Annotated in this window: 21 protein-coding genes; 7 read left to right on the top strand and 14 right to left on the bottom strand. The window is 64.6% G+C overall.

Going from position 1 to position 23476, the window contains the following annotated elements:
- Positions 1–80: 80 nt before the first annotated feature.
- The 5 genes from FIV02_RS24190 (at position 81) to FIV02_RS24170 (ending at position 5504) form a co-directional block, all read left to right on the top strand.
- Positions 81–1838, top strand: a complete 1758-nt coding sequence (locus FIV02_RS24190; protein WP_152490162.1) for a type I secretion system permease/ATPase — start codon at positions 81–83, stop codon at positions 1836–1838.
- Positions 1835–3151 carry an HlyD family type I secretion periplasmic adaptor subunit gene (locus tag FIV02_RS24185; RefSeq protein ID WP_152490011.1) on the top strand — a complete coding sequence of 439 codons (1317 nt, stop codon included), beginning with the start codon at positions 1835–1837 and terminating at the stop codon, positions 3149–3151. The genes FIV02_RS24190 and FIV02_RS24185 overlap by 4 nt, the downstream gene beginning before the upstream one ends.
- 2 nt (positions 3152–3153) lie before the next feature.
- Positions 3154–4473, top strand: a complete 1320-nt coding sequence (locus FIV02_RS24180) for a TolC family outer membrane protein (RefSeq protein WP_152490010.1) — start codon at positions 3154–3156, stop codon at positions 4471–4473.
- Positions 4474–4525: 52 nt separating this feature from the next.
- Positions 4526–5116: a biliverdin-producing heme oxygenase gene (locus FIV02_RS24175; protein ID WP_152490009.1), complete on the top strand. Its 591-nt coding sequence runs from the start codon at positions 4526–4528 to the stop codon at positions 5114–5116.
- A 64-nt stretch (positions 5117–5180) separates the two neighbouring features.
- Positions 5181–5504: a YbaN family protein gene (locus tag FIV02_RS24170; protein ID WP_371923292.1), complete on the top strand. Its 324-nt coding sequence runs from the start codon at positions 5181–5183 to the stop codon at positions 5502–5504.
- Between the two features lie 155 nt (positions 5505–5659).
- Here the strand turns inward: FIV02_RS24170 and FIV02_RS24165 are convergent, their stop codons facing one another.
- The 7 genes from FIV02_RS24165 to zur all read right to left on the bottom strand — a co-directional run bounded on the left by FIV02_RS24165 (position 5660) and on the right by zur (position 11363).
- On the bottom strand, positions 5660–6430 hold the full coding sequence (locus FIV02_RS24165) for a MetQ/NlpA family ABC transporter substrate-binding protein (protein ID WP_152490007.1): 771 nt from the start codon (positions 6428–6430) through the stop codon (positions 5660–5662).
- A gap of 64 nt (positions 6431–6494) precedes the next feature.
- Complete coding sequence (locus FIV02_RS24160) at positions 6495–7163, bottom strand: methionine ABC transporter permease (RefSeq protein ID WP_152490006.1); 669 nt, start codon at positions 7161–7163, stop codon at positions 6495–6497.
- Positions 7163–8170: a methionine ABC transporter ATP-binding protein gene (locus tag FIV02_RS24155; RefSeq protein ID WP_152490005.1), complete on the bottom strand. Its 1008-nt coding sequence runs from the start codon at positions 8168–8170 to the stop codon at positions 7163–7165. Before FIV02_RS24155 ends, FIV02_RS24160 begins: the two co-directional genes overlap by 1 nt.
- A gap of 181 nt (positions 8171–8351) precedes the next feature.
- Positions 8352–9188 carry a PA5502 family lipoprotein gene (locus tag FIV02_RS24150; protein WP_152490004.1) on the bottom strand — a complete coding sequence of 279 codons (837 nt, stop codon included), beginning with the start codon at positions 9186–9188 and terminating at the stop codon, positions 8352–8354.
- Positions 9189–9304: 116 nt separating this feature from the next.
- Positions 9305–10093, bottom strand: coding sequence for a zinc ABC transporter permease subunit ZnuB (gene znuB / locus FIV02_RS24145; RefSeq protein ID WP_037055522.1), 789 nt, complete (start codon positions 10091–10093; stop codon positions 9305–9307).
- Positions 10093–10881: a zinc ABC transporter ATP-binding protein ZnuC gene (znuC, locus tag FIV02_RS24140; protein WP_037055521.1), complete on the bottom strand. Its 789-nt coding sequence runs from the start codon at positions 10879–10881 to the stop codon at positions 10093–10095. Before znuC ends, znuB begins: the two co-directional genes overlap by 1 nt.
- A complete protein-coding gene (zur, locus tag FIV02_RS24135; protein ID WP_037055519.1) occupies positions 10878–11363 on the bottom strand; it encodes a zinc uptake transcriptional repressor Zur in 486 nt (161 codons plus the stop codon). The genes znuC and zur overlap by 4 nt, the downstream gene beginning before the upstream one ends.
- A gap of 266 nt (positions 11364–11629) precedes the next feature.
- Here zur and znuA point away from each other — a divergent pair, with 266 nt between their 5' ends.
- On the top strand, positions 11630–12556 hold the full coding sequence (gene znuA / locus FIV02_RS24130; protein WP_152490003.1) for a zinc ABC transporter substrate-binding protein ZnuA: 927 nt from the start codon (positions 11630–11632) through the stop codon (positions 12554–12556).
- A gap of 268 nt (positions 12557–12824) precedes the next feature.
- Positions 12825–14066, top strand: a complete 1242-nt coding sequence (locus tag FIV02_RS24125; protein ID WP_152490002.1) for an MFS transporter — start codon at positions 12825–12827, stop codon at positions 14064–14066.
- A gap of 20 nt (positions 14067–14086) precedes the next feature.
- Here the strand turns inward: FIV02_RS24125 and FIV02_RS24120 are convergent, their stop codons facing one another.
- The 7 genes from FIV02_RS24120 to tssI are packed head-to-tail and all read right to left on the bottom strand — an operon-like array spanning position 14087 to position 23454.
- Positions 14087–14458, bottom strand: coding sequence for a hypothetical protein (locus FIV02_RS24120; protein ID WP_152490001.1), 372 nt, complete (start codon positions 14456–14458; stop codon positions 14087–14089).
- On the bottom strand, positions 14448–15068 hold the full coding sequence (locus FIV02_RS25080) for a hypothetical protein (protein ID WP_256663034.1): 621 nt from the start codon (positions 15066–15068) through the stop codon (positions 14448–14450). Before FIV02_RS25080 ends, FIV02_RS24120 begins: the two co-directional genes overlap by 11 nt.
- Entirely contained in the window at positions 15038–15442 is a 405-nt protein-coding gene (locus FIV02_RS25075; RefSeq protein WP_256663033.1) for a hypothetical protein, read from the bottom strand. The genes FIV02_RS25080 and FIV02_RS25075 overlap by 31 nt, the downstream gene beginning before the upstream one ends.
- Positions 15443–15451: 9 nt before the next feature.
- Positions 15452–16519 (bottom strand): hypothetical protein, encoded by a 1068-nt coding sequence (locus FIV02_RS24110; protein WP_152490000.1) that lies wholly within the window; start codon positions 16517–16519, stop codon positions 15452–15454.
- On the bottom strand, positions 16506–20579 hold the full coding sequence (locus FIV02_RS24105) for a hypothetical protein (RefSeq protein ID WP_152489999.1): 4074 nt from the start codon (positions 20577–20579) through the stop codon (positions 16506–16508). Before FIV02_RS24105 ends, FIV02_RS24110 begins: the two co-directional genes overlap by 14 nt.
- A complete protein-coding gene (locus FIV02_RS24100) occupies positions 20576–21376 on the bottom strand; it encodes a DUF4123 domain-containing protein (RefSeq protein ID WP_152489998.1) in 801 nt (266 codons plus the stop codon). Before FIV02_RS24100 ends, FIV02_RS24105 begins: the two co-directional genes overlap by 4 nt.
- Positions 21373–23454 (bottom strand): type VI secretion system tip protein TssI/VgrG, encoded by a 2082-nt coding sequence (tssI, locus tag FIV02_RS24095; protein ID WP_152489997.1) that lies wholly within the window; start codon positions 23452–23454, stop codon positions 21373–21375. The genes FIV02_RS24100 and tssI overlap by 4 nt, the downstream gene beginning before the upstream one ends.
- Positions 23455–23476 lie beyond the last annotated feature (22 nt).

Genomic DNA, 23476 nt, shown 5'->3' with positions numbered 1-23476 from the left:
CCACGGTGGTCGCACGAATTCTCGACAAGCGCGGCCTGCTGCGTCAATCACGGCAGGCGGCGTTCCTGGGGCTCGAAGGCATGCAACCCTCCAATGAAATCCTCGCCGCGCTGGCGTCCTGCCGGCGTGGCTTCGTCAGCATCGGCGCGTTCAGCGCGGTGATCAACCTGTTGATGCTGGCCCCGGCGTTGTACATGCTGCAGGTCTACGACCGCGTGCTGGCCTCGGGCAACCACATGACTCTGGCCATGCTGACGCTGATGGTGCTCGGCCTGTATGCCTTCATGGGCCTGCTGGAATGGGTGCGCAGCCTGGTGGTGATCCGTCTCGGCGCGCTGGTCGACCAGCAGCTGGGCGGTCGCGTCTACGACGCCACCTTCGATGCCAGCCTGCGGGTGGCGCGCGGCAGCAGCGCGCAGCCGCTGAACGATCTGACCAGCCTGCGCCAGTTCGCCACCGGCAATGCGCTGTTCGCCCTGTTCGATGCGCCCTGGTTCCCGCTCTATCTGGTGGTGCTGTTTCTCTTCCATCCCTGGCTCGGCTGGCTGGCGCTGGGCGGTGCCGCGCTGTTGCTGGTGCTGAGCTGGGCCAACCAGTGGCTGACCCGAGCGCCCCTGGCCGAGGCCGGGCAACTGGCGATCCATTCGACCCAGGCGGCCAGTGCCCACCTGCGCAATGCCGAAGCCACCGAAGCCATGGGCATGCTGACGCGCCTGCGCCAGCGCTGGCAGGCCGAGCACGGGCGCTTTCTGCAGTTGCAGAATCGCGCCAGCGAGCAGGGTTCGGTCTTTGCCGCGGCCTCGAAGGGCGTGCGTCTGGCCCTGCAATCGCTGATGCTCGGCCTGGGCGCGTTGCTCGCCGTGGATGGGCAGATCACGCCGGGGATGATGATCGCCGGCTCCATCCTCAGCGGCCGCGTGCTCGGTCCGCTGGATCAGCTGATCGGCGCCTGGAAGCAGTGGAGCGGTGCGCAGCAGGCCTACCAGCGCCTGCGTGACCTGCTCCAGGCGCAGCCGCCGCGTGCCAGCGGCATGAGCCTGCCGGCGCCGCGTGGCGAGCTGCGCGTGGAGCAGCTGTCGGCCTGTGCGCCGGGGGCGCGCACGCCGGTGCTGGCGGGGGTCAGCTTCGCCCTGGAGCCGGGCCAGCGTCTGGTCGTGCTGGGGCCGTCCGGTTGCGGCAAATCCAGCCTGGCGCGCCTGCTGGTGGCGGCGCAGGTGCCGCTGGCGGGCAAGGTGCGCCTGGACGGCGCTGACCTGCAGCAATGGGACAAGCAGGCGCTTGGCCCGTACCTCGGCTACCTGCCGCAGGACGTGCAGCTGTTCGCCGGCAGCATCGCCGAGAACATCGCCCGCTTCACCGAGGTCGAGGCGGACAAGGTGATCGCCGCCGCGCAGATGGCCGGCGTGCACGAACTGATCCTGCGCCTGCCGCAGGGTTACGACACGCGCCTGGGCGAAGGTGGCGCCGGGCTGTCTGGCGGGCAGAAGCAACGCATCGGCCTGGCCCGGGCGGTTTACGGCCTGCCGGCGCTGATCGTCCTCGACGAACCCGATGCTAACCTCGACGAGGCCGGCGAGCAGTCGCTGCTGGCTGCGCTCGATCGCCTGCGCGAGCAGGGGCGCACGCTGGTGCTGGTCAGCCATCGCCCGGCGTTGCTCAAGGGCGCCGATCAGTTGCTGGTGCTGCGCGCCGGGCAGATGCAGGCCTTCGGTCCGGCCGCGCGGGTGTTGCAGGATCTGCAGCAGAGCGCCCGTTCCGCCGCGCAGACCGCGCCGGTGCGGCGGGTCGCGCCGGCGCTGAGCATCAGCTACGGCGCCCAGCCGGGAGGCCAGCAATGAGTGCCCCGGCTCCTGTGCAGGGGTTGCATGCGGTCGATGCCGGGGCACCGACTCGCCTGGGCTGGTGGCTGTTGCTGGTCGGCTTCGGCGGCTTCCTCGCCTGGGCCGCGCTGGCGCCTCTGGATCGCGGCGTGCCGGTCAGTGGCACGGTGATGGTCAGCGGCAATCGCCAGGCGGTGCAGCACCCCGTCGGCGGTACGGTGCGGCGCATCCTGGCCCGCGACGGCGACTCGGTGCAGGCCGGCCAGGCGCTGCTGGAGCTGGACGACCAGGCATTGCGGACCCAGGCCGAGGCATTGCGCGCGCAGTTGATCGGCAGCCGCGCCAGTGCCGATCGCCTGGCCGCCGAGCGTGACACGGCCGAGCGCATCGACTTCGATCCCTGGCTGCTGGCGCGCGGTGATGATGCGCTGGTCAGTGCCAGCCTGGAATTGCAACGACAGCTGTTCGCCAGCCGCCAGCAGGCGCTGCGCCTGGAACTCGAGGGGCTGGCGCAGAACCTCGCCGGCAGCGAAGCGCAGCTGGGTGGCCTGCGCGCGCTGCGCAGCAGCAAGCAGGCGCAGTTGCAGGTACTCGATGAACAACTGCTGGGCCTGCGCGAGCTGGCTGCCGAGCAGTACATCCCGCGCAACCGCCTGCTCGATGTCGAGCGCCAGCGTGCCGAATTGCTCGGGCTGGTGGCGGACGACAGCGGCCGTATCGGCCAGTTGCAGCGGCAGATCGCCGAGTTGCGCCTGCGCGCCGGCCAGCGCCGCGAAGCCTTCCAGGAGCAGGTACGCAGTCAGCTGGCCGAGGCGCAGGTTCGCAGCGAAGAACTGCGTCATCGCCTGGCGGGCCTGGAGATCGAACTGCAGCAGGTGGTGCTGCGTGCGCCGGCGGCGGGCCAGGTAGTGGGCCTCAGCGTGTTCACCGAGGGTGGCGTGGTGGCGCCGGGGCAGGCGCTGATGGAGATCGTCCCTGAGCATCAGCCACTGCTGGTCGAGGGCCGGCTGAGCCCGGCGCTGGTGGACAAGGTCCACGCCGGCCTGCCGGTGGAGCTGCTGTTCAGCGCCTTCGAGCAGAGCACCACGCCACGGGTGCCGGGCACGGTGCAACTGGTCTCGGCCGATCGCCTGGAGGACGAGCGCAGCGGCGATGCCTACTACGCCGTGCGCATCCGCGTGGATGACGCAGGCATGCAGAAACTCGGCGGCCTGCGCATTCGTCCCGGCATGCCGGTGGAAGCCTTCGTGCGCACGGGCGAGCGCTCGTTGCTCAACTACCTGTTCAAGCCGCTGCTCGACCGTACCCACCTGGCCCTGGCGGAAGACTGAGCATGCGCGTGATCTGTTTCCTGCTGCTGTCCTGCCTGGCGCTGCCGGCGCAGGCCCTGGCGCTGCTCGATGCCTACGCCCTGGCGCTGCGCAACGACCCGAGCTTCCAGGCGGCCATCGCCGAGCGTGACGCCGGCCTGGAGGAACGTGCGGTCGGTCGTGCCGGGCTGCTGCCCAGGTTGTCGTGGAGCTACAGCAACCAGCGCAACGAATCGGAGGTGAGTGCGGGCGGGCAGCGCGTCGACCGCGACTATCGCAGCTACGCGTCGGTGCTGAGTCTGCAGCAGCCGTTGTTCGACTACGCCGCCTGGGCCGACTATCGCCAGGGCGTGGCGCGCGCCCTGCTGGCCGATGAGCGCTTCCGTGCACGCAGCCAGGAGCTGGCGGTGCGCCTGTTCGAAGCCTACAGCCAGGCACAGCTCAGCGACGAGCGCATCCAGCTGGCGCGCGCCCAGCGCCGTGCACTGGTCGAGCGCCTGCGCCTCAATCGACACCTGCTCCAGGCCGGCGAGGGCACCCGGACCGATGAGCTGGAAACCGAGGCGCGCCTGGCTCTGGCCGAGGCCGAACTGATCCAGGCGCGGGATGACCTCGATGTCGCCTTGCGCACGCTGGAGAGCATCGTCGGCGAGCCTCTGGATCGTGCCGATCTGCTACCACTGGCCGACGACTTCACCGTGCAACCGCTGCAACCGGCGCGCTTCGAGGCCTGGCGCGATCTGGCCATCGCCGGCAATGCCGAACTGGCGGCGCAGCGCCAGGCCGTCGAGGTGGCCGCAAGAACGATCGACAGGCAGCGTGCCGGGCACCTGCCGACCCTGAGCCTGGTGGCCAGCAACCGTCTGACCAGCTCCGACTCGGAGAGCAGCTACAACCAGAAGTACGACACCGACAGCATCGGCATCCAGCTCAGCGTGCCGCTGTTCGCCGGTGGCGGCGTGTCGGCGGCGACCCGCCAGGCGACGGCAGCTCACCTGCAGGCCGGCTTCGAACTGGATGCGCAGCGTGCCGACGTGCTGACGCGCCTGCGTCAGCAATTCAACCTGTGCAGCAGCGCGCAGGCGCGGTTGCGCGCCTACCGGCTGGCCGTGGCGTCGGCGCAGACCCTGGTCGAGGCCACGCGCAAGAGCGTGGCCGGTGGCGAGCGGGTCAACCTCGATGTGCTGGACGCCGAACAGCAGCTGTATGGCGCTCGGCGCGACCTGGCCGAAGCGCGTCATGGCTACCTGCGCGCCTGGTTGCAACTGCGCCAGTTGAGCGGCGTGCTGGCCGCCGCCGACCTGGAGCGCCTGGCCGGCTATTTCGTCGACGCCGATTACTGAATGAAACCGACTGATTCGTCTTTACCTAACCGAACCATTCAGGGCTACCGCCATGACCGCACCTTCGCAACTTTCCCACCCGCTGCGCTCGCAGCGTCTCAACGCCATCACCCACGAGCCGCACAGCCGCCTCGATCAGCTGGTCAAGAGCCATGATCCGTTCGCCAGCCCGGAGCGTTTCGCCCATTTCGTCGCGGCGCAGTACCTGTTCCAGCGCGACCTGCAGGCGCTCTACAGCGATCCCGAGCTGATCCGGCTGATCGCCGACCTGCCGCAGCGCTGCCGTGTCGAACAGGCCAGGCTGGATCTCGCCGACCTGCAACGTGACCTGCCGCAGGGCGATGAGCGCATTCGTGGCCAGGCCATGGGCACCGGCGAGGCGCTGGCCTGGCTGTTCGTTTCCGAAGGCTCCAAGCTCGGTGCGGCCTTTCTGCTCAAGCGCATGCCGGCGCTGGGTTTGAGCGAGACCTTCGGCGCCCGTCACCTGGCCGAGCCGGAAGGCGGTCGGGCGCAGGGCTGGAAGGCTTTCACGGCGGTGCTCGACAGCATCGAACTGGACGCCGAGCAGGAACGCCAGGCCGAAGTGGCGGCGATTGCGGCCTTCGAACGCTTCACCGAGCACCTGGAGCGCTGCTTTGCCTGACGCCAGCTTGCAGCCCGGCTGGCAGCGCTGGCTGTGGCTGCTGCTGGCCTACCTGAGCATCGGCATGGCCATGCTCGGGGTGATCCTGCCGGGGCTGCCGACCACCGAGTTCGTCCTGCTGGCGGCGTGGGCGGCCTCGCGCAGTTCGCCGCGCCTGGCCGCCTGGCTGGAGAACCATCGGGTGTTCGGCCCGCTGTTGCGCGACTGGAAGAACGGCGGCCTGGTCGCCCGGCGCACCAAGTGGCTGGCCAGCCTGAGCATGCTGACAGCGCTGGGGATCATGATCCTGACGGTCGAGCACCGGCCTTCGGTGCTGTTCGCTGCGGCTGGCATGAGTTGCGGCGCGCTGTTCATCTGGACCCGCCCGGAGAAGCCCAGGGCTGCCTAGTGAGTAGCCCGGATGCACCCTGGGGTGGCCGGCGAGAAGGGGCCCGGATTTCATCCGGGCTACGCCGTACCAGCGCTCCCTTCTGCTGACCCCAATAAAAATGCCGCGTGGCTGGGCGGCCACGCGGCATCGGGTACGACGGGGGCGATCAGCGATCAGAACGCCGGTACGACAGCGCCCTTGTACTTCTCTTCGATGAACTGCTTGACCTCGGCGCTGTGCAGGGCCTTGACCAGCTTCTGCACGGCCTCGGCGTCCTTGTTGTCGGCGCGGGTCACCAGGATGTTGACGTACGGCGAGTCGCTGCCTTCGATGGCCAGGGCGTCCTGGGTCGGGTTCAGCTTGGCTTCCAGGGCGTAGTTGGTGTTGATCAGGGCGAGGTCGACCTGGCTCAGCACGCGCGGCAGGGTGGCCGCTTCCAGTTCACGCACCTTGATCGCCTTCGGGTTCTCGACGATGTCCTTCGGCGTGGCGAGGATGCCGGCGTCCGCCTTGAGCTTGATCACACCGGCCTTCTGCAGCAGCAGCAGGGCGCGGCCGCCGTTGGTGGCGTCGTTGGGGATGGCCACGGTGGCGCCCTGCGGCAGCGCGTCGAGGCTCTTGATCTTGCTGGAGTAAGCGCCGAAGGGCTCTACGTGCACGCCGGCGACGCTGACCAGATCGGTCTTGCGGCTGGCATTGAACTCGTCCAGGTACGGCTGGTGCTGGAAGAAGTTGGCGTCCAGGTTGCCCTGCTGCACCTGCAGGTTGGGCTGCACGTAGTCGGTGAACACCCGCACCTTCAGCTCCACACCTTCTTTGGCCAGCGCCGGTTTGACGAACTCGAGGATCTCCGCGTGCGGCACCGGGGTGGCGGCGACGTTGAGGGTTTCGGCCTGGGCCGAGAAGGCCGCGCAGGCAGCCAGGGCAGTCAGCAGTTTCTTCATTTCGAGGTTCCTTTTGGGAAGGTTGGCGCGGGTCTCGCGGGTGGCGAGTCGCCGCTTTTCATCATTACTTGCGAGAAAAGTGCACCACCAGGCGGTCACCGACCATCTGCAGCACCTGCACCAGAATCAGCAGCAGCACCACGGTCACGGCCATCACGTCGGGCTGGTAGCGCTGGTAGCCGTAGCGCACGGCCAGGTCACCCAGGCCGCCGCCGCCGACCAGGCCGCTCATGGCGGTGTAGCCGACCAGGGTGATCGCGGTGACGGTGGTGGCGGCGAGCAGGCCGGGCAGGGCCTCGGGCAGCAGCGCGCGGGTGATGATCTGCCAGGTGCTGGCGCCCATGGCCTGGGTCGCCTCGATGATGCCGCGCTCCACTTCGCGCAGCGCGGTTTCCACCAGGCGGGCGAAGAACGGCGTGGCGCCGACCACCAGCGGCGGGATGGCCCCGGCGACCCCCAGCGAGGTGCCGACCACCAGCTCGGTGATGGGCAGCATCAGGATCAGCAGGATGACGAAGGGCACCGAGCGCAGGACGTTGACCACCAGCGACAGCACGCCATACAGGGCCTTCTGCTCGAACAGCTGGCGCGGGCCGGTGAGAAACAGCAGCACGCCGAGCGGCAGGCCGAGCAGCACGGTGAACAGCATCGAGCCGAGCAGCATGTTCAGGGTGTCGATACTGGCCTGCCAGATTTCCGGCCAGAAGACGTTGGGCAGCAGTTGTTCGAGCATCAGCGCAGTACCTCCAAATGCACATCGGCGGCTGCGAAGCGCGCCAGCGCGGCGTCGATGTCACCGCCGGTCAGGGCCAGGGTGAGCTGGCCGTAGGGGGTGTCCTTGATGCGGTCGATGCGCCCGGCGAGGATGCTGTAGTCCACCCCGGTTTCGCGAGCCACAGTGCCCAGCAGCGGCGCGTAGGTGGCGTCGCCCTGGAAGGTCAGGCGCAGGATGCGGCCTTCGACATGGGCGAAGTCATCGCGCTGCTCGGCCTCGTCGACATGCTCGGACTCCTGCACGAAGCGCCGGGTGGTCGAGTGCTGCGGGTGCAGGAACACCTCGGCCACCGGGCCTTCCTCGACGATGACGCCGGCGTCCATCACCGCCACGCGGTCGCAGACGCGGCGAATCACGTCCATCTCATGGGTGATCAGCACGATGGTCAGGCCCAGCTCGCGGTTGATCTCGGCCAGCAGGTGCAGCACGGCGGTGGTGGTCTGCGGGTCGAGGGCGCTGGTGGCTTCGTCGCACAGCAGGATCTTCGGCCGGGTGCTCAGCGCGCGGGCGATGCCGACGCGCTGCTTCTGCCCGCCGGAGAGCTGCGCCGGGTATTTCTTCGCATGCTCCTGCAGGCCGACGCGGGCCAGCAGTTCGGCAACACGGGCGTCGATCTCGGTACGGCTCAGCTCGCCGGCCAGGCGCAGCGGCATGGCGATGTTGTCGGCGACGGTCTTCGACGACAGCAGGTTGAAGTGCTGGAAGATCATCCCGACCTGCTGGCGGAAGCGGCGCAGGCCATTGGCGTCGAGCGCGGTGACATCGACATCGTCGATCTCGATGCGCCCGCCGGTGGGCTCCTCGAGGCGGTTGATCAGGCGCAGCAGGGTGCTCTTGCCGGCGCCGGAGTGGCCGATGATGCCGAACACCTGACCGCGGCCGATCTGCAGCGTGGTGGGCTGCAACGCCGGAATCTCGCGGCCCGCGACGCGGTAAGCCTTGTGGACGGATTGAAACTGGATCACACGAACGACCTTTTGGGTGTGTTCAAGGGCTGGCTACGGGGTTGTCGAGCCGGCCATCGGGCGCCGGGTGGGCGCAAAAGGGCGCTAGTTTACCCGGCGGTGTTTAGGCCGAGAAAATCTTTGTTGGCCTATGGTTATTACAAAATGGCATTACCTGCAGCGCAGCAGCCGGCGTGCGGCACTACTTGCGCTGCGGGCTCAACAGCAGATGCGGCACCTGCTGCGGCACGATCTTTTGGCTCAGTCGCGGGCGGAAGGTCGGGTCGAGCTTCTTGATCCGTGCCGAGAGCAGCGCCGCGACCCAGGGATAGTCCTTGGCCTCGCGTACTTCGATGCGCACCGCACAGTGAAAGGTCACGACATCGGCCGCGACGCTGTCGAGCAGGCGGCGCAGGTTTTCGTTGTCCTGGTTGTCCAGCATAGGCAGGGCGACGCTGCTGGTGGTGGCGTCGAGGTCGATCAGGCGTGCCTTGGGTGCGCGCTCGACGACCGGCTCCACGGCAGGTTCGGTGACTGCGGCGGCGGCCTTGAGCTGACGCTCGGCCGCCAGGCGCTGCTGGCGCAGTTGTTCCTGACGCTGTGCATCGAGCCTGGCCGCTGCCTCCCGCGCCTGCTGTTCGGCGGCGTTCTGGCGGGCCTCTCGTGCGCGGTCGATGGCCTGGTTCAGGTCATGGCTCAGCGACGGTGCCTGCGGCAGCAGGCTGCGTGCCTGACCCAGCGCCTGCGCGGCGCGATCCAGATCACCCTGTTGCAGCGCCTCGCGGCCCTGTTCCATGTAGGCATCGGCCAACTGGCGCTGGTATTGCTCCAGGCGCGTGTCACCGCTGGCGCGACGCTGCAGGGCATCGAGCTGGCTGCGCGCGTCGTCGAGCCGCTCCTCGGCCAGGCTCACGTCAAGCTGGCGGAAGGCGCTGACCAGTTCATCGACCGGCAGCACGTTGTGCGATGGCGTGTTCTGGCAGCCGGCCAGCAGCAGAACCAGAACCAGGGGAAGACCACGAAAAGCGAACGACTTCATGACTACGCGTCTCGAGTTGTGCAAAAAACGCGCAATCATACAGGTTTGCGGTGCCGATTTCACGCCGCACGCTACACCACTCCCCGGATGGCGCTCGGTTTACGCGGCGCGCGCCATCATCCGTTGCGCTTGGGCAGGGCGAAGCTGGCCAGGAACAGGCCGGCGGCGCTGACCACGATGGACGGCCCGGCCGGCGTGTCCTGGTACCAGGACAGCGTCAGGCCGCAGCACACCGCCAGCAGGCCGAGCAGGCTGGCGCCGATGGCCATCTGTTCCGGCGTGCGCGCATGACGCTGGGCGGCGGCGGCGGGAATGATCAGCAGCGAGGTGATCAGCAGGACGCCGACGACCTTCATCGCCACGGCGATCACCACCGCGATCAGCAGCATCAGGGCCAGGCGAATCGCCGCCACCGGCAGGCCTTCGACGCGCGCCAGCTCCTCGTGCACGGTGATCGCCAGCAGGGGGCGCCACAGCCAGGCCAGCAGCGCCAGCACCAGTGCGCTGCCGCCGACGATCCAGGCCAGGTCGCTGTGGCTGACGGCCAGCAGGTCGCCGAACAGGTAGCTCATCAGGTCGATACGCACGTCATGCATGAAGCTCAGCGCCACCAGGCCCAGCGACAGGGTGCTGTGGGCGAGGATGCCGAGCAGGGTGTCGGAGGCCAGTGGCTGGCGCTGTTGCAGGGTGACCAGCAGCACGGCCAGCAGCACGCAGCCGACGGTCACCGTCAGGGTCGGGCTGACGTCGAGCATCAGGCCCAGCGCCACGCCGAGCAGGGCGGCATGGGACAGGGTGTCGCCAAAGTAGGCCATGCGCCGCCAGACCACGAAGGAGCCGAGCGGGCCGGCCACCAGGGCCAGCGCCAGGCCGGCGAGCAGGGCGTTGAGGAGGAAATCGGGCATCAGTGTTTGCAACCTGGACCGTGAACGTGAGCCGGACCATGGATGGTCAGGCCCGCCTTGACCACGCCGCCATGCAGGTCGTGATCATGGTCGTGATGGTGGTGGTAGACGGCCAGGCTCTTGGCGTCCTGGCCGAACAGTTCGATGAAGGCCGGGTCGCCACTGACCTGTTCCGGGTGCCCGGAGCAGCACACGTGACGGTTGAGGCAGACCACCTGGTCGGTGGCGCTCATCACCAGGTGCAGGTCGTGCGAGACCATCAGCACGCCACAGCCGTAGCGTTCACGCAGCTGCGAGATCAGCCGGTACAGCTCGGCCTGGCCGGCCACGTCGACACCCTGTACGGGCTCGTCGAGCACCAGCAGCTGTGGCTCGCGCAGCAGCGCCCGGGCCAGCAGCACGCGCTGCATCTCGCCGCCGGAGATGCTCTGCAGCGGGCTGTCGATCACCTGTTCGGCGCCGACCTCGGCCAGCGCCGCGAGGGCGCGCTTGCGGTCCACTCCCGGCACCAGGCGCAGGAAACGCAGCACCGACAGCGGCAGGGTGGCGTCGACATGCAGCTTCTGCGGCATGTAGCCGATGCGCAGGCGTGGCGCACGCCGGACCTTGCCCCGGTCCGGCTGCAGAAGGCCGAGCACGACGCGCACCAGGGTGGTCTTGCCGGCGCCGTTGGGGCCGATCAGGGTGACGATCTCGCCAGGTCTCACGCTGAGCTGAACGTCGTCCAGCACGGCCTGGCCGTTGAACCCGACGGCCACGCCCTGCAGCTGGATCAGCGCGTCGCTCATCGCTCGTCCTTGCAGCCGGCGCAGAGGCCGACCACTTCCACGGTCTGGCTTTCCACCGCGAAACCGACGCCTGCGGCGCCGTCGACGATCGCCTGGCTGATGGCCGGCTGTTCCAGTTCGGTCGCGGCATGGCACACCCGGCAGATCAGGAACTGGCCCTGGTGGGCATGCTCAGGATGGCTGCAGCCGACGAAGGCGTTGAGCGAGGCGATGCGATGCACCAGGCCGTTCTCCAGGAGGAAATCCAGCGCGCGATAGACGGTAGGCGGCGCGGCGCGGCGGCCATCTTCCTCGCTGAGTACGCCGAGGATGTCGTAGGCGCCGAGAGGCTTGTGGCTGGCCCATACCAGCTCCAGCACGCGCTTGCGCAGGGTGGTGAGGCGCAGGCCCTGGCGGGCACAGATGGCTTCGGCCTCAGCCAGGGCGTGACTGACGCAGCGGGAGTGATCATGGGGGCGCGAGGCCAGTGGCGTGTCGGTCATGGGCAAGGACGGCGCTGGTAGGAGACGTTATTATATTACTCGCTCAGTGCGTCTCTAAAAACCACCTGCGTTGCCATCGCTGCGTTGAAAACAGGCCCAGGATGCTCATTTACCGCAGGTAAACTGCATCTTCTCGCCTGCCGGATTCGCTGGCGCTCAGCCTTCGGGCCAGCCTCTGGCTGATACGTCCGTTGGTCTTGCGCCTTGCGCTGGCTACCGCGCTCAGGTTTGCAGAGATGTCCACCCATCCAATCCGAGTATGTCCCGTGTCGCGTCTTATCTGTCTTATCGCCCTGTTCTTCGTCGCCAGCGCCCAGGCCGAGGTGCGTGTCCTGACCAGCATCAAACCGCTGCAATTGATCGCAGCGGCCGTGCAGGATAGCGTTGGCGCGCCCGAGGTGCTGCTGCCGCCCGGCGCCTCGCCGCACCACTACGCGTTGCGTCCTTCCGACGTGCGCCGGGTGCGCGATGCCGATCTGCTCTACTGGGTGGGCGCGGACCTGGAGAATTTCCTGCCGCGCGTGCTGAACAATCGCCAGAAACCGCAGGTGGCCGTGCAGGATCTGCCAGGCATGGCCCTGCGTCACTTCGGCGACAGCCACGAGGAGCATGCTGGGCACGGGGAGGATCACGCCGATGAGGACCTCGGCCATGACCACGACCACCGTCCGGGCAGCCTGGATGCCCATCTGTGGCTGTCACCGGTCAATGCCAAGGTAATCGCGGCGCGCATGGCGGCCGACCTGAGCGCGCTGGACGCGGCCAACGCGGCGCGCTATGCCGCTAACCTGCAGGCATTCGAACAGCGCCTGGATGCGCTCGACGGGCGTCTTCGTCCGCAACTGGCGGCGCTGCAGGGCAAGCCTTATTTCGTCTTCCACGAGGCGTTCGACTATTTCGAGGCAGCGTATGGCCTCAAGCATGCCGGCGTATTCAGCGTGCTGACCGAAGTGCAGCCAGGGGCGCGGCATGTCGCAGCGATGCGCGAGCGTCTGCAGGCTGCGGGGCCCAGTTGCGTGTTCAGCGAGCCGCCGCTGCGCCCGCGCCTGGCGGAAACCCTCACCGCCGGCCTGCCGGTCAGACTGGCCGAGCTGGATGCGCTGGGCGGCACCTTGCCGGTCGATGCCACGGCCTACCCACTGCTGCTGGAAAACCTGGCCAACGGTCTGAGCGAGTGCCTGAACAGCCTGTAGGGTGGAACGCGCTGCAGCGCTCTACCGGATAAACGCCGGCCCGAGCCCTTGATGGTGGATGAAAAAGGCGTCATCCACCCTACGCACAGGAAGATCCGCCGGGGCTTGCGCGAGCGACGCCCCGGATTGCTTCCGGGCTGCGGGCTGGCAAGGCTGTTGTGGGAGGGGCTTCAGCCGCGACCCACTGCGCTACGAACTGTAACCACCGCTGCGTTGCCGCTCGCAGGCGCAAACCACTAGGCTTGCGCTTTTGCCGCGAGCGCCTGCCATGTCGCCATCCGCCTCTCGCCCGTCCAATGCCACGCTGGTGCTGCTGGCGTCGCTGTATTGCGCGCAAGGCCTGCCCTCCGGGCTGATCGCCCATTCGCTGCCGGTGCTGTTGCGTCAGCATGGTGTCGACCTGGCGCTGATCGGCCTGCTCAAGCTGCTGGCGTTGCCCTGGCTGCTCAAGGTGCTGTGGGCGCCCTGGGTCGACCGGCTGGCCTCACCCCGCCTCGGCCACCATCGCGGCTGGATCCTGCCGCTGCAGAGTGGTGTCGTGGTCTGCCTGGCCGCGCTGGCGCTGCTCGCGCCGCAGACCCTGTTCGGCTCCGGCTTGTGGCTGTTGCTCGGCCTGCTCGTGCTGATCAACCTGCTGGCGGCTACCCAGGACGTCGCCACCGACGGGCTGACCGTGCGCCTGCTGCCGGAGCGCTGGCGCGGCCTGGGCAACAGCCTGCAGGTGGGCGGCTACAAGGTCGGCATGATCGTCAGCGGCAGCGGCCTGCTGCTGGTGATCGACCCGCTGGGCTGGAATCTGGCGCTCGGCCTGCTGGCCGGGCTGGTCCTGCTGATGAGCGTGCCGATCCTGCTGTTTCCCGAGCGCCGGCTCCTGCCCTTCCAGCCCGCCCTGGCAGAAAGCGCCCTCGGCCCGCGTCTGCTGTTGAACCATTATCGCGGCCTGCTGGCACAGCCCGGCATGCTGCTGTGGCTGGCGGTGGTGCTGACCTTCAAGCTGGGCGACTCGCTCGGCTCGCCGATGATCAAACCGATGCTGGTGGACCAGGGCTGGAGCACCGCCCAGCTGGGCCAGCTGACCCTGATCGGCAGCCTGGCCGGCATTGGTGGCGCCTTGCTCGGCGGCCTGCTCTACGCCCGCATCGGCGTGCTGCGGGCATTGATCCTGTTCGGCGCCCTGCAGGCGCTCGGCATCGCTGCGCTGGCCTTGCTGGTGGGGCAGGGCGCCAATACCGTGCTGGTCTATGCCGTGACCCTGTTCGAGCAGGTGGCCGACGGCATGTCCACCGTCGCCCTGTTCGCCGCGATGATGCGTATGTGCCGCCCGGAACACGAAGGCGCCGACTTCACCCTGCAGGCGTCGGCGCAGGTACTGCTGTCCGGTTTCGTCGGGGCCGGCAGTGGCGTGTTGGCCAAGGGGGTGGGGTATGAGGGGTTGTTTGTCGGTGCGGGCGGGTTGGGGATGTTGGTGCTGGTGGTGGTGCTGATACATGGCCGCCGAACTCAGGGTTGAGAACGGCGGAGTTCGGCCTATCAGGCATTGCTCAGAGAGAGGGTGTTCGAGCTCTGAAGCGATTTCTTCGCGCCGAGGATGCCGATGACGCCGACAGGCACGAAAGGCACGCAACCGATGATGAACAGGATGGCGCCCAGCTTGGCTTTATCGAGCATGACCAGCAGCATGCCGATCATGTTTAGCACCAGGAATGGAAGCATCCAGATATACAGACCGTCGTAACGCGGCTCCAGACTGATCCAGACCACTGCAAGCAGGTGAATCACGGTGCCCAGGGGCATCTTGAAATCCATTTTCTTCATAGGTTTTCCGTAGGTGTGAAGGTTATGCGAGGGGTAGCGGGGCGATTCTGACAGCCGTCCATCGATCAGTTCGGAATCAATCGGCATAACGCACATGGCGATCCATGAGGTTGAGGCGCCCGGTAATGTCGTAGGCGTTGACGCGGGCCAGGTTCTGTTTCAACTGCGCGTCCCAGGTTGCATCGTCCATATCACGCCAGTAGCGCTCGGGGCGGCCCGTGCGGCGGTCATGTGCCGCCGTGGTCGGATCGTTCGCGCGGTGCTGCTCGAACAGCGGGATATCCGGCAGCGGGTGGCCGATGTCCATGTAGTTCTGCAGAAAGTCCCACGCGGCGAAGTGCGGCGACATGCTGGAATCCTTGGGCACGATGGGACTCAGATCAATGGCCAGGTCGTGATAGCGATGCAGCAGATGCAGTTGATACCAGATCAATCCCTGCCTGTCGGGGCCGCTGCTGATATAGGCATCGAACTCATGAAAGGGGTAGGTGAACTCACCGATGGTGCCGCTGCGTTTGTACTCGCCCATATTGTCGTAATCGAAGATCGTGACCATGCCAGTGCGGCGGTTGAACTCCCACAGCGGGCCCTTGGAGGGGCGAACGACCCAGTTGGTAAATTTGTTAACGACTAGGGAGCCGATGGCCCAGCAAGCGAGGGGTACCGTCAGATACCATGCTGTTTCTTTAGCAAACATCCATAAATTGTCCGTGAATTCGCCATCACCCAAAAAACAAACCGCCCCCCCCCCAATAGATAAAACCAGAACAGGCTGCGCTTGGAGAGCGAGGCATGCCGATAACGCTCGTGATCGATGACTTGGTGGTAATCCAGCAGTTCGTATGACTGTTTTTTTTTCGTCCCTGCTGCCAACGCGTGCTCATAGCGTTCGATATCTCGCAGCTCGGCAGGTGATGGTTGGCTCAGCATGCTATGCGGCACGATGTCCTCGGTATGCCCCCAGGGCAGGCGCGAGTTGCCAAAGCGGAACACCCAACTGCGCTTGGTCGCTGCTGGCTGATCGGGAATGCGCGCTGGCTGGTAGGCGCTTGGGCTGTAGTGGGCAGTCATGGCTCGCAATCAATCAGCATAGCTCACATGCAGTGCCATCAGGTTGGGGCGGTTGAAGGTATCGATCTGGGAGATGCGTCTATCCAACTCTCGCTCTTTGGCCTCGAAAGTTTCGTCGTCCATATCGCGCCAGTAGCGCGGCTCGCGGCTGGTTTGGTGGTCGTGTTCAGCGGTAGTCGGGTCGAGATGGCGGAAGGCTTCCAGCCTCGGCGTGTCCGGCAGGGGCTTGCTGATGTCCATATAGTTCTGCAGGTAATCCCAGAGGGCGCACGGTACCTCGGTACCGCTGCATGCACCGACAAAATTGCCCATATTGATCCAGATGTCTTGGTAACGGTGGACGATGCATAGCACGTTATTGGGTAGGCCCTGGCGATCTGGTGTGACGGTGATATAGGCATCGAACTCGTAGAAAGGTGCGGCCTTTTCGCCGATGGTGCCGTTCTTCTTATATTCACCTTGATTGTCGTAATCGAAGACAGTGACCAGCCCAGTGCGGCGGTTGAATTCCCAGAGAGGGCCTCTGGAGGGTTTTATCCAGAGTTTGGGGAAGTGGTAGACGACAAGTGAGCCTACCCCCCACATAGCTAGTAGAGGAGCAAATATAAAGGCAGAAAGAGTAAGGAGAGTATTTGCTAGTTCGCTTGGCCAATTAGGATGGCTGTAGTCTTCGGTTATCAAGAATGAGAAGAGTATGAGCGGGATAGTTATACATGAAAAGCCTTTTCCGAGCATCTGCATGTACATCCAAAACTTGGAGCTAGCAGGGAATTGAGCATGTCTGATCCGTTCATGATCTAGCAGGTCATGAAGATCAATATGCTCGAACGGCTTAGGTTTATATTCGCCGCGACTCTTTTGTTCATCCCTGATCCTGTCCCTTTCTTCCTGCAGGCGTAAGCTGGCTGGTTTGACACTTGTCAGTACGCTGGGTGGGACGATGTCCTGGCTACTGCCCCAGGGTAGGCGCATGCTACCGAAGCGGCGTAGCCAGGGCTGTTTCTCCGCCGGAGGCTGGTCGGGTACGCACTTCGGGTGATAGGCCTCGGGACTGTAGAAGGAATCAGGATTCGGCATGGGTCTTCTCATCGGCCCAGAAAGGTTCGTTGGTCTTGTTGAAATTGGCGGCTGTTGCCTGGCTTGGATCGGCTTTCCCGCTTCTGATCGGCGGGGTGGGGAAGAGCCAGAGTAGCGCTCCAGGGCGACAGTCCTTCTCGCCAGTATCGAGTGCTAGACGCAATTGTGCGCGCACCTGCCACTCATAGTGCAGGCTGCTGTCGCGTATATTGCCCGTCCATTGCCGGAAGGACGGTGTCTGCATATAAAGTTCGCGGCCATTGGGTACGGGGCGCATGGTCACTGGGCCGGGATTGTGCACGGTGACTGTCGCGGGGTAGGGGTCGCCATTGCCGCGATAACGTGTTTCATGAGCGAGCAGGCGTGTTTCGGGATACACATTGACTTCGCCCATCTGGGCCAGCAGGCCAGGCAGGTTACTGCTTATGCGGATGCGGGTATTGGCGTTGGCTAGCTTGTACGATTCGGCATCCTGGCTTATCTCCAGCTTAGCGTTTGGCTTGAAATAAGGGTTGGCTTCGATTGCGATGCGGATGCCGGCGAAAATCCCGATCAGACGATAGAGGGCCTCATGAGGCTCGATCAGATAGTCGCGGGGCTCCGCCCCGAAGGGTCCACATTCCAGCCAGTCCTCCAGTTGGGTGCTGCTAAGCCAGAAAACCAGACCTGCGCCAAGCACGATCAGCACCAGTGCAGCCAGGCTGAAGGGGTTGAAGCCAAACAGCACGCTGGTACCGCTGAAGAAGGGGGCGATGCCACCTAGCATGGCGCCCACTGCCATAGCACCAAAACCCCAGACGGTGTCATCTCCCCACTGCCAAGCATTGACGGCATCCATGATACAAACAACCATCATCACAAGGCTTGCAACTGCTGTCGCGATTAGACGAGCGGATAGTTGAGTGACAAGCTCTACACCGAGAGTTCGGCTAAAGAATCCCGATAGTTTATCGAGATTGAGAGTCCAACGAGTCTTGCGAACATAGGATGTGAACCACTTCATCTCTTTCATTTTGAATAGGAGCATTTCGACGGCAATGATGGTGTCGATACTGGCGCTAGCTGCACCAAAACCTGCCCTGAAACGACCTTTCTGATCCAAAGAAGAGAACTCCGCATACAAGTTCCAGATCTCCAGCCCCATCACCGCTGCTGAAAAAGCACCATGGTTGAGCGCTTGAAAATACAGATTGCGCTGCCCGGCATCTACGCTGCGGGCCAGTTCCTGAATGCGTTGATTCGCTAGCTGCATTTCCTTCTGTGCCGCTTTCGCCAGTTCCCCAGCTTGCTTCATGCGTCTTTCCAGAGTCGCCTCCTGGCGCCTAGCGTTGTTTGTCTGCTGGGTTGTTGCGTGCAGCAGGGCAGCTTTATCGGCATTGACCTGAGCTGCAATGCTCTCGGCCTGTTCGGCCATCATTTTGGCGTTCTTGTAGTGGTTGTAGGCCTTGATCAATTGCGCCGTGTTCTCATTTTCCGGCATGGCCGCGACCATATGGTCGGCAGTTTCACTGGGCAAGCCCTGGCGGTTGGCCGTTCGGGCGTTGCTGCTGGCTTTCAGATTGCCTTGGTCATCCATTACCTCGCCATAGGCGCGGATCGTACGTTGGATGTCCAGGGGCAGGTCACTCAGGGCGAAGATATAGTAACCGCCGGCTCTGGCCGCGCTACGGCGCATCAGACGTAGCCCCCCGAAGTGCTCGGCAAGCATGCTGCGTAATTGCTCGATGCTCATGCCATGTAGGCGGATATTCATGGGTCTGGCTTCGGCAGCGAGCTTGCGTCGTGTGACGTCCTCTAGTCCTTGGGCTTCGCTCAGTGCTTGCCGGCGTTTGTCCAATTCGGCCTTGGCGCTACGCTGCTCGCTCTCGGCTGTTTGCTGAGCCTTTTCTGCTTGCTGGCGTTGCTCGTTGGCTCGTTCGCGGCCTCGCTTGGCGTTTTCGTGTTGGTTTTGCGCTTGCTGGCGCTGCTGGTTGGCGGCGGCGCGCTCCGTCTGCGCTTTTTCGATACCTTTGCTAGCTGCCCTGATCGCGCCGTCCAGGTGCTCGTATATGCTGATCAGGCCATTGGCAATGGCTTTGCTCTCGACGATTACGGCGCTGGTCAGCCCGCCTGCGTCAAGCAGGGCTTGAAGCTGGGCAGCATCGATTGTGGCTTGTGCTTCCTTGGGGGCTTGGAGGTTCTCTTGAGCGGCTAGAACTGTTGCGCGGAAGCTACCATCTCCAATGTTTTCCTCGATTTGCTCAGGCTTGACATAGGCCTGCTCAAGTTTGGCCAGGTCATATCTGGGCCAGAGCATAGAGTGCAGAGGGTGTTGCACCTTTTCTGCTACGTTCAGGATGAATCGGCGCCCGGCGGAATCAGACTGAGCCATGCACAGCCGTCCACCGACAGCATCGACGAGTTGCGGGCTATTGCTGGCCAGCGGGTCGTGATCGGCGGCGGTGGTGGCCAGCGAGGAAAATGCCTGGGCAGTAAAGTGCAGAGCGGCGGTGTACTCGAAGTGATCGAGGCTGAGGTGATCGGCGATGGTTTGCTGGCACGCACTTTTTTCCAGTAGACCCACTAGGCATTGCTGGCTGCTTTCCATGGCTCGCCATGCTTCCATGCGTTCGATGGTGGCGGTGAAGCGGTTCAGATCCTGCAGCCCGGTCGGGGTGATCTTGCTGATGCAGGCGTGCAGCTTGTTCACTTCGCCGGATACGCTTCTGGGCACGATCGTCTGCTGCACAAGCATGGCGCTGGCAAAGTGGCCATGGCTTCGTGCGTATTCCGCGCATTGCTCCAGCAGCATCTTGTGGCCAGCGATCTTGGTCGTCAGGTGGCGCAGGCGGAACTGATTGTCGTCGAGCAGAATGGCGCAAAGCTGTCGAGGGCGTAGCGCGGCAAAGATATCCGCTGCGCCGGACTGTGCTTGCCAAAGCTCCTTGGCTTCGAACGTCGGCTCGATTCTGGGCTTCTGCGCCTTTAGTTTCTCGCGCAGCGCTTGTTCGATGGCGCCCATCTCCACTTCAGGTTCCGCGGGCGTGGTCTTACCAGCCTGGCAGGCATCGAGGAAGGTATTTGCCGCCACGAGGCTCTTGGCCGGGTATTGACCGCTCAGGTCGCATAAATAATGGCTGGGGTTATCCAGCATCAGCTCAAAACCAGCCTGCCTGCCACGTTGTGGAGCCGCCACGCTCAGCGGAAAGGCCCAGAGATCGAGGTTCATCCTTACCAGGCGGGCCGCGCTGAGAGGTTGCGCCGAGTCCATGATCTGCTTGTAGGCCTCGATGATCTCCAGCCCACCCGGCTTGCCGGTGAACAGTTTATCAAAGGTGGCCTTGGATACATCCAACTGCGTGTGGCTGGTACGGGTGCGTCGGGTTGCCTTATCCCTTTCAAGAAAGACGAGGCGAGCTGCGCTCAATTGGATTTCGGAGAAGCAGAGTTCTACGTCAAGTTCCTTGCGGTTGTTCCATTGCGAGGGCAGCCAGATTTCTTCCAGACCGACGCCGATGGCTTTACGCGGGCCGGACTTGAAACCGGTGCCCTGGCGGTAGCTGTCGACTCGCACATCGTGGTAGGTGACACCACTCTCGCTGTTACGTACTTCCAGCTCACGCCAGAGCTTGCCGCGGTAGAACAGGTAGAGGTAGCCATTGCGCAAGCTGACCGGCGTACCGAGGTCATAGACGCTCTTGCTACCTGGCAAGGCGGTCATGGGCACCACCGGCACGATCTGATTCCACTGGGCAGTATGTTCGGGTTGGCGAGGCGTGGTGCGCACTTCGTCATGCAGCGGAACGCGAATTGGCCCGCCTTCGCTCGTCGCGATTTCCAGCCATAGATTGCGCTTGGGCTGGTTCTCCCAGTCCCACACGTGCAGTACGCTGCTAAAGCTGTCGCTGGTCTGGATTTCTGGTTTGTCCTGCTGGGTCAGCCATTCCTGTTGAGTGGCGTTGGTTTCGTCATAGATGACCAGCTTCTGGGTAGTCGGGTGATCCTTGCCCACTACCTGGATGATGAGCTTGCCAGCCTCGCAGGCGGCGCCTTTGCTCAGTGCGCATACGTTGTTGCTCATACGCTGCTTTCCTTGTCGGTCGTATTCTGGGTCAGGTGTCTGGCGAGGGCGTCAAGGCGCTCCTGATCGGTGCCGGGCGGGAGTATGTCTGGCGGCGTGGCGTGTGGGTTGGCATGCCGCAGGTCGAGGTAGGTGTGTAGCGATTCAGCCGTCACGAAACCGGCCTGCATACCCTCACTCAGGTAGTCCCAGGCCCTTTTGAAGCCAATGCCACTCTGGCGTTCCCACCACTGGTAAAGAAAGTGCTCGCCCTGTTGACGTTGCAGCGCTTGTTCCTGTCTGGGGGGCAGATGCAGTTCATGCGTGGTGGTTCCGGAGTGCCATTCCTGTGCCTGCCGGTTGTCGATGTGCTGCCAGACTTCGCGGCCGTCGGCGCGGTCGTGCCAGGTGCCGCCATACCAGGTCAGCCGCTGTATCGGGCCGAGCCACAGGGGGCGTGTTTCCTCATCACTGGCAGGGAAGAAGTAACTGGCGGTACGTGGCCTGGAGTAGCGTAGTACGCCACGGCGCTCCTGATCGAAGCGGATGAACAGGATATGACGCAGGTGGGCCAACAGGCCTTCGGTTGGTCCCGTGATTTCAAGCTGCAGGCCGGGCCAGGAGGCCGGTTCATTCTGCACGGCAGCAAGCAGTGAGGGATTGGCCTGTGCATCGATCAGCAGGGGGCTTTCTTCCTCGCAAGCGGCCAGTTCTGTGCCGTCGAACAGGCGTATAGGATCCGGGTTCTCGCCAAGTCGATACAGGTCGGGCAGCAAATGTTCCGTGCGCTCCAGCAACAGCCAATGCCCTGTGCTCATACGCTGGCTCCAGGAGTCATGGCCTTACGGCAGGGACAGTCGGATAGCGGGCATTGCATAGGGGTTCCACCCTTGGGTTTCTGACAGAGCTCGACGATGGGCAACTCTTCACGCAGGCGCTGCTTGAGCAATGCTCCCGGCACATCCACATCCGCCGGCCTCACCGCGCCAGGCAACACCGGCGCTGCCCCCGAACCGCTGCCCGCTGCGCCGCCGGAGTTGATCTTGATCACCGGCCCGACCAGGGTCACGCCGCCGCCGTCGAGCTTGATGAAGCTGCCGCCGCCCTTGAGGGTCAGTTCGCTGCCGGCTTCGAGCACGACCTTGAGGCCGCTGCTGAGGTGAATTTCCTGGCCGGCCTGGATGAACTGGCCGTTGCCCAGCTTGATGTGCTGGCTGTCGCCGACGGTGAGGTGGTCGTTGGCCTTGATCTCGGTCTTGCGATCGGCGTGAGTGGTGCGGTGTTCTTCGGCCTTGAAGTGGCTGTAGGCATTGGCCTCGACGGTATCGTGGCGCTCGTTGCCGACGCGGATCTTCTGGTCGTGCTCGATGTTCTCGTCCCAGTCGCGCTGGGCGTGGACGTAGATCTGCTCGGCGCCCTTGCGGTCCTCGATGCGCAGTTCGTTGTAACCACCACCGCCGGGGCTGCTCAGGGTCTTGAACACGCTGCGGGTCTTGTTCGTCGGCAGGTCGTAGGGCACCACGTGCTCGGCGTGGTACAGGCAGCCGGTGACCAGTGGCTGGTCGGGGTCGCCTTCGAGGAAGGTGACCAGCACTTCCATGCCGATGCGCGGGATGGTGATGGCGCCGTAGCGATCGCCGGCCCAGCTGGAGCTGACGCGCAGCCAGCAGCTGGTCTTGTCGTCGGCCTGGCCTTCGCGGTCCCAGAAGAACTGCACCTTCACCCGGCCGTATTCGTCGCAGTGGATCTCTTCGCCGGCCGGGCCGGTGACGACGGCGCTCTGACTGCCCAGGATGCGCGGCTTCGGGTGCTCCAGCGGCGGGCGATACGGGACGTCCCACGGGGTGGCGACGAACTGGTTGCGATAACCCTGGGTGAAGCCGTCGTCGGCTCGGGTGTCGCTGATGACCGACTCTTCCAGCACCTGCGGTTGCTTGCCTTCGTGCAGCACCTCGGTGAGCAGCCAGAGCTGGTTCCAGGTGTCGCGCGGGTGGTCGGTCAGGTCGAGGAAGTGGCCACTGACCAGGGTTGGCGAGTCGCCATCGCCCTGGGCCTGCGCGAAGTCATGGCGATGGCGTTCCAGGGCGCGCGTGGCCAGGTGCTTGCCGCGCTCGCGGTCGGTGTAGCGGCCGGGGTAGTCGTAGTCCTCCAGCTTGGGCTGGGCGTCGCCATCGGCCTTGGCTTCCAGTTGCAGGCGTGGCTTCTCGAAGTCGTAGTCACGGCGTGTGACCTGGCTGGTGCGGGTCTCCACGCGGACGCCGAAGTGCTTGATCACCGGGTCGTCGGCCACCAGGCCGGTGTCCTGCTGGTAGGCCAGCGGTGCCAGGCGTGGGAAGACGGTCTGGTCGTCGCCGAAGGTCAGGACGTGGCCGTCGCTGCTGTGCTGGAAGTGGTAGTGAATGCCTTCCTCTTCGCACAGGCGCTGGACGAAGTGCAGGTCGCTCTCGTCGTACTGCACGCAATATTCGCGCTCGGGGTAGATCGAGCTGAGCTGGAACTGGTACGCATCGGCCTGGATGCCGTGTTCTTCGAGCACCTGGCTGATGATCTTCTCCACCGTCAGGTGCTGGAAGATGCGCTGGTTGGTGCGGTGTTTCAGATAGGTCAGCTGAGGCACCAGTGTCAGGCGGTAGCGGGTCATGCGCTTGCCGGACTCGCCCTGGGCGATGCAGTGGATCAGGCCGTGGATGCCTGCTCCCTTCTGGTCGAACGCGAGAAAGGCACGTTGATGCAGCAGGCTTTCCAGGTCCAGGTCGGGCCTGTCGCTGATCAGTTCCACGGCGAACGCATACGGCTGGCTGACCGCCTCGCGCCCGCTGAACTCGAGCACCTGCAGGTCGTGTTCGACACCTTCGATGCTGAGACTGAAATGGGTCTGGTTGGCCTGGGCGAACATTCGTTGTTCCTCTCGATCATTC

Source organism: Pseudomonas sp. THAF187a, from assembly GCF_009363395.1.
GTDB lineage: Bacteria > Pseudomonadota > Gammaproteobacteria > Pseudomonadales > Pseudomonadaceae > Aquipseudomonas > Aquipseudomonas khazarica.
The sequence above is the reverse complement of the archived record's forward strand: the minus strand, read 5'-3'. Positions and strand labels throughout refer to the sequence as shown.

What these genes read in the sequence shown, in the direction of transcription:
- FIV02_RS24190 (WP_152490162.1), top strand. Translation starts at nt 81, where the DNA reads ATGCAACCCTCCAATGAAATCCTCGCCGCGCTGGCGTCCTGCCGGCGT.
- FIV02_RS24185 (WP_152490011.1), top strand. Translation starts at nt 1,835, where the DNA reads ATGAGTGCCCCGGCTCCTGTGCAGGGGTTGCATGCGGTCGATGCCGGG.
- FIV02_RS24180 (WP_152490010.1), top strand. Translation starts at nt 3,154, where the DNA reads ATGCGCGTGATCTGTTTCCTGCTGCTGTCCTGCCTGGCGCTGCCGGCG.
- FIV02_RS24175 (WP_152490009.1), top strand. Translation starts at nt 4,526, where the DNA reads ATGACCGCACCTTCGCAACTTTCCCACCCGCTGCGCTCGCAGCGTCTC.
- FIV02_RS24170 (WP_371923292.1), top strand. Translation starts at nt 5,181, where the DNA reads ATGGCCATGCTCGGGGTGATCCTGCCGGGGCTGCCGACCACCGAGTTC.
- FIV02_RS24165 (WP_152490007.1), bottom strand. Translation starts at nt 6,430, where the DNA reads ATGAAGAAACTGCTGACTGCCCTGGCTGCCTGCGCGGCCTTCTCGGCC.
- FIV02_RS24160 (WP_152490006.1), bottom strand. Translation starts at nt 7,163, where the DNA reads ATGCTCGAACAACTGCTGCCCAACGTCTTCTGGCCGGAAATCTGGCAG.
- FIV02_RS24150 (WP_152490004.1), bottom strand. Translation starts at nt 9,188, where the DNA reads ATGAAGTCGTTCGCTTTTCGTGGTCTTCCCCTGGTTCTGGTTCTGCTG.
- znuB (WP_037055522.1), bottom strand. Translation starts at nt 10,093, where the DNA reads ATGCCCGATTTCCTCCTCAACGCCCTGCTCGCCGGCCTGGCGCTGGCC.
- znuC (WP_037055521.1), bottom strand. Translation starts at nt 10,881, where the DNA reads ATGAGCGACGCGCTGATCCAGCTGCAGGGCGTGGCCGTCGGGTTCAAC.
- zur (WP_037055519.1), bottom strand. Translation starts at nt 11,363, where the DNA reads ATGACCGACACGCCACTGGCCTCGCGCCCCCATGATCACTCCCGCTGC.
- FIV02_RS24125 (WP_152490002.1), top strand. Translation starts at nt 12,825, where the DNA reads ATGTCGCCATCCGCCTCTCGCCCGTCCAATGCCACGCTGGTGCTGCTG.
- FIV02_RS24120 (WP_152490001.1), bottom strand. Translation starts at nt 14,458, where the DNA reads ATGCCGATTGATTCCGAACTGATCGATGGACGGCTGTCAGAATCGCCC.
- FIV02_RS25080 (WP_256663034.1), bottom strand. Translation starts at nt 15,068, where the DNA reads ATGTTTGCTAAAGAAACAGCATGGTATCTGACGGTACCCCTCGCTTGC.
- FIV02_RS25075 (WP_256663033.1), bottom strand. Translation starts at nt 15,442, where the DNA reads ATGACTGCCCACTACAGCCCAAGCGCCTACCAGCCAGCGCGCATTCCC.
- FIV02_RS24110 (WP_152490000.1), bottom strand. Translation starts at nt 16,519, where the DNA reads ATGCCGAATCCTGATTCCTTCTACAGTCCCGAGGCCTATCACCCGAAG.
- FIV02_RS24105 (WP_152489999.1), bottom strand. Translation starts at nt 20,579, where the DNA reads ATGAGCAACAACGTATGCGCACTGAGCAAAGGCGCCGCCTGCGAGGCT.
- FIV02_RS24100 (WP_152489998.1), bottom strand. Translation starts at nt 21,376, where the DNA reads ATGAGCACAGGGCATTGGCTGTTGCTGGAGCGCACGGAACATTTGCTG.
- tssI (WP_152489997.1), bottom strand. Translation starts at nt 23,454, where the DNA reads ATGTTCGCCCAGGCCAACCAGACCCATTTCAGTCTCAGCATCGAAGGT.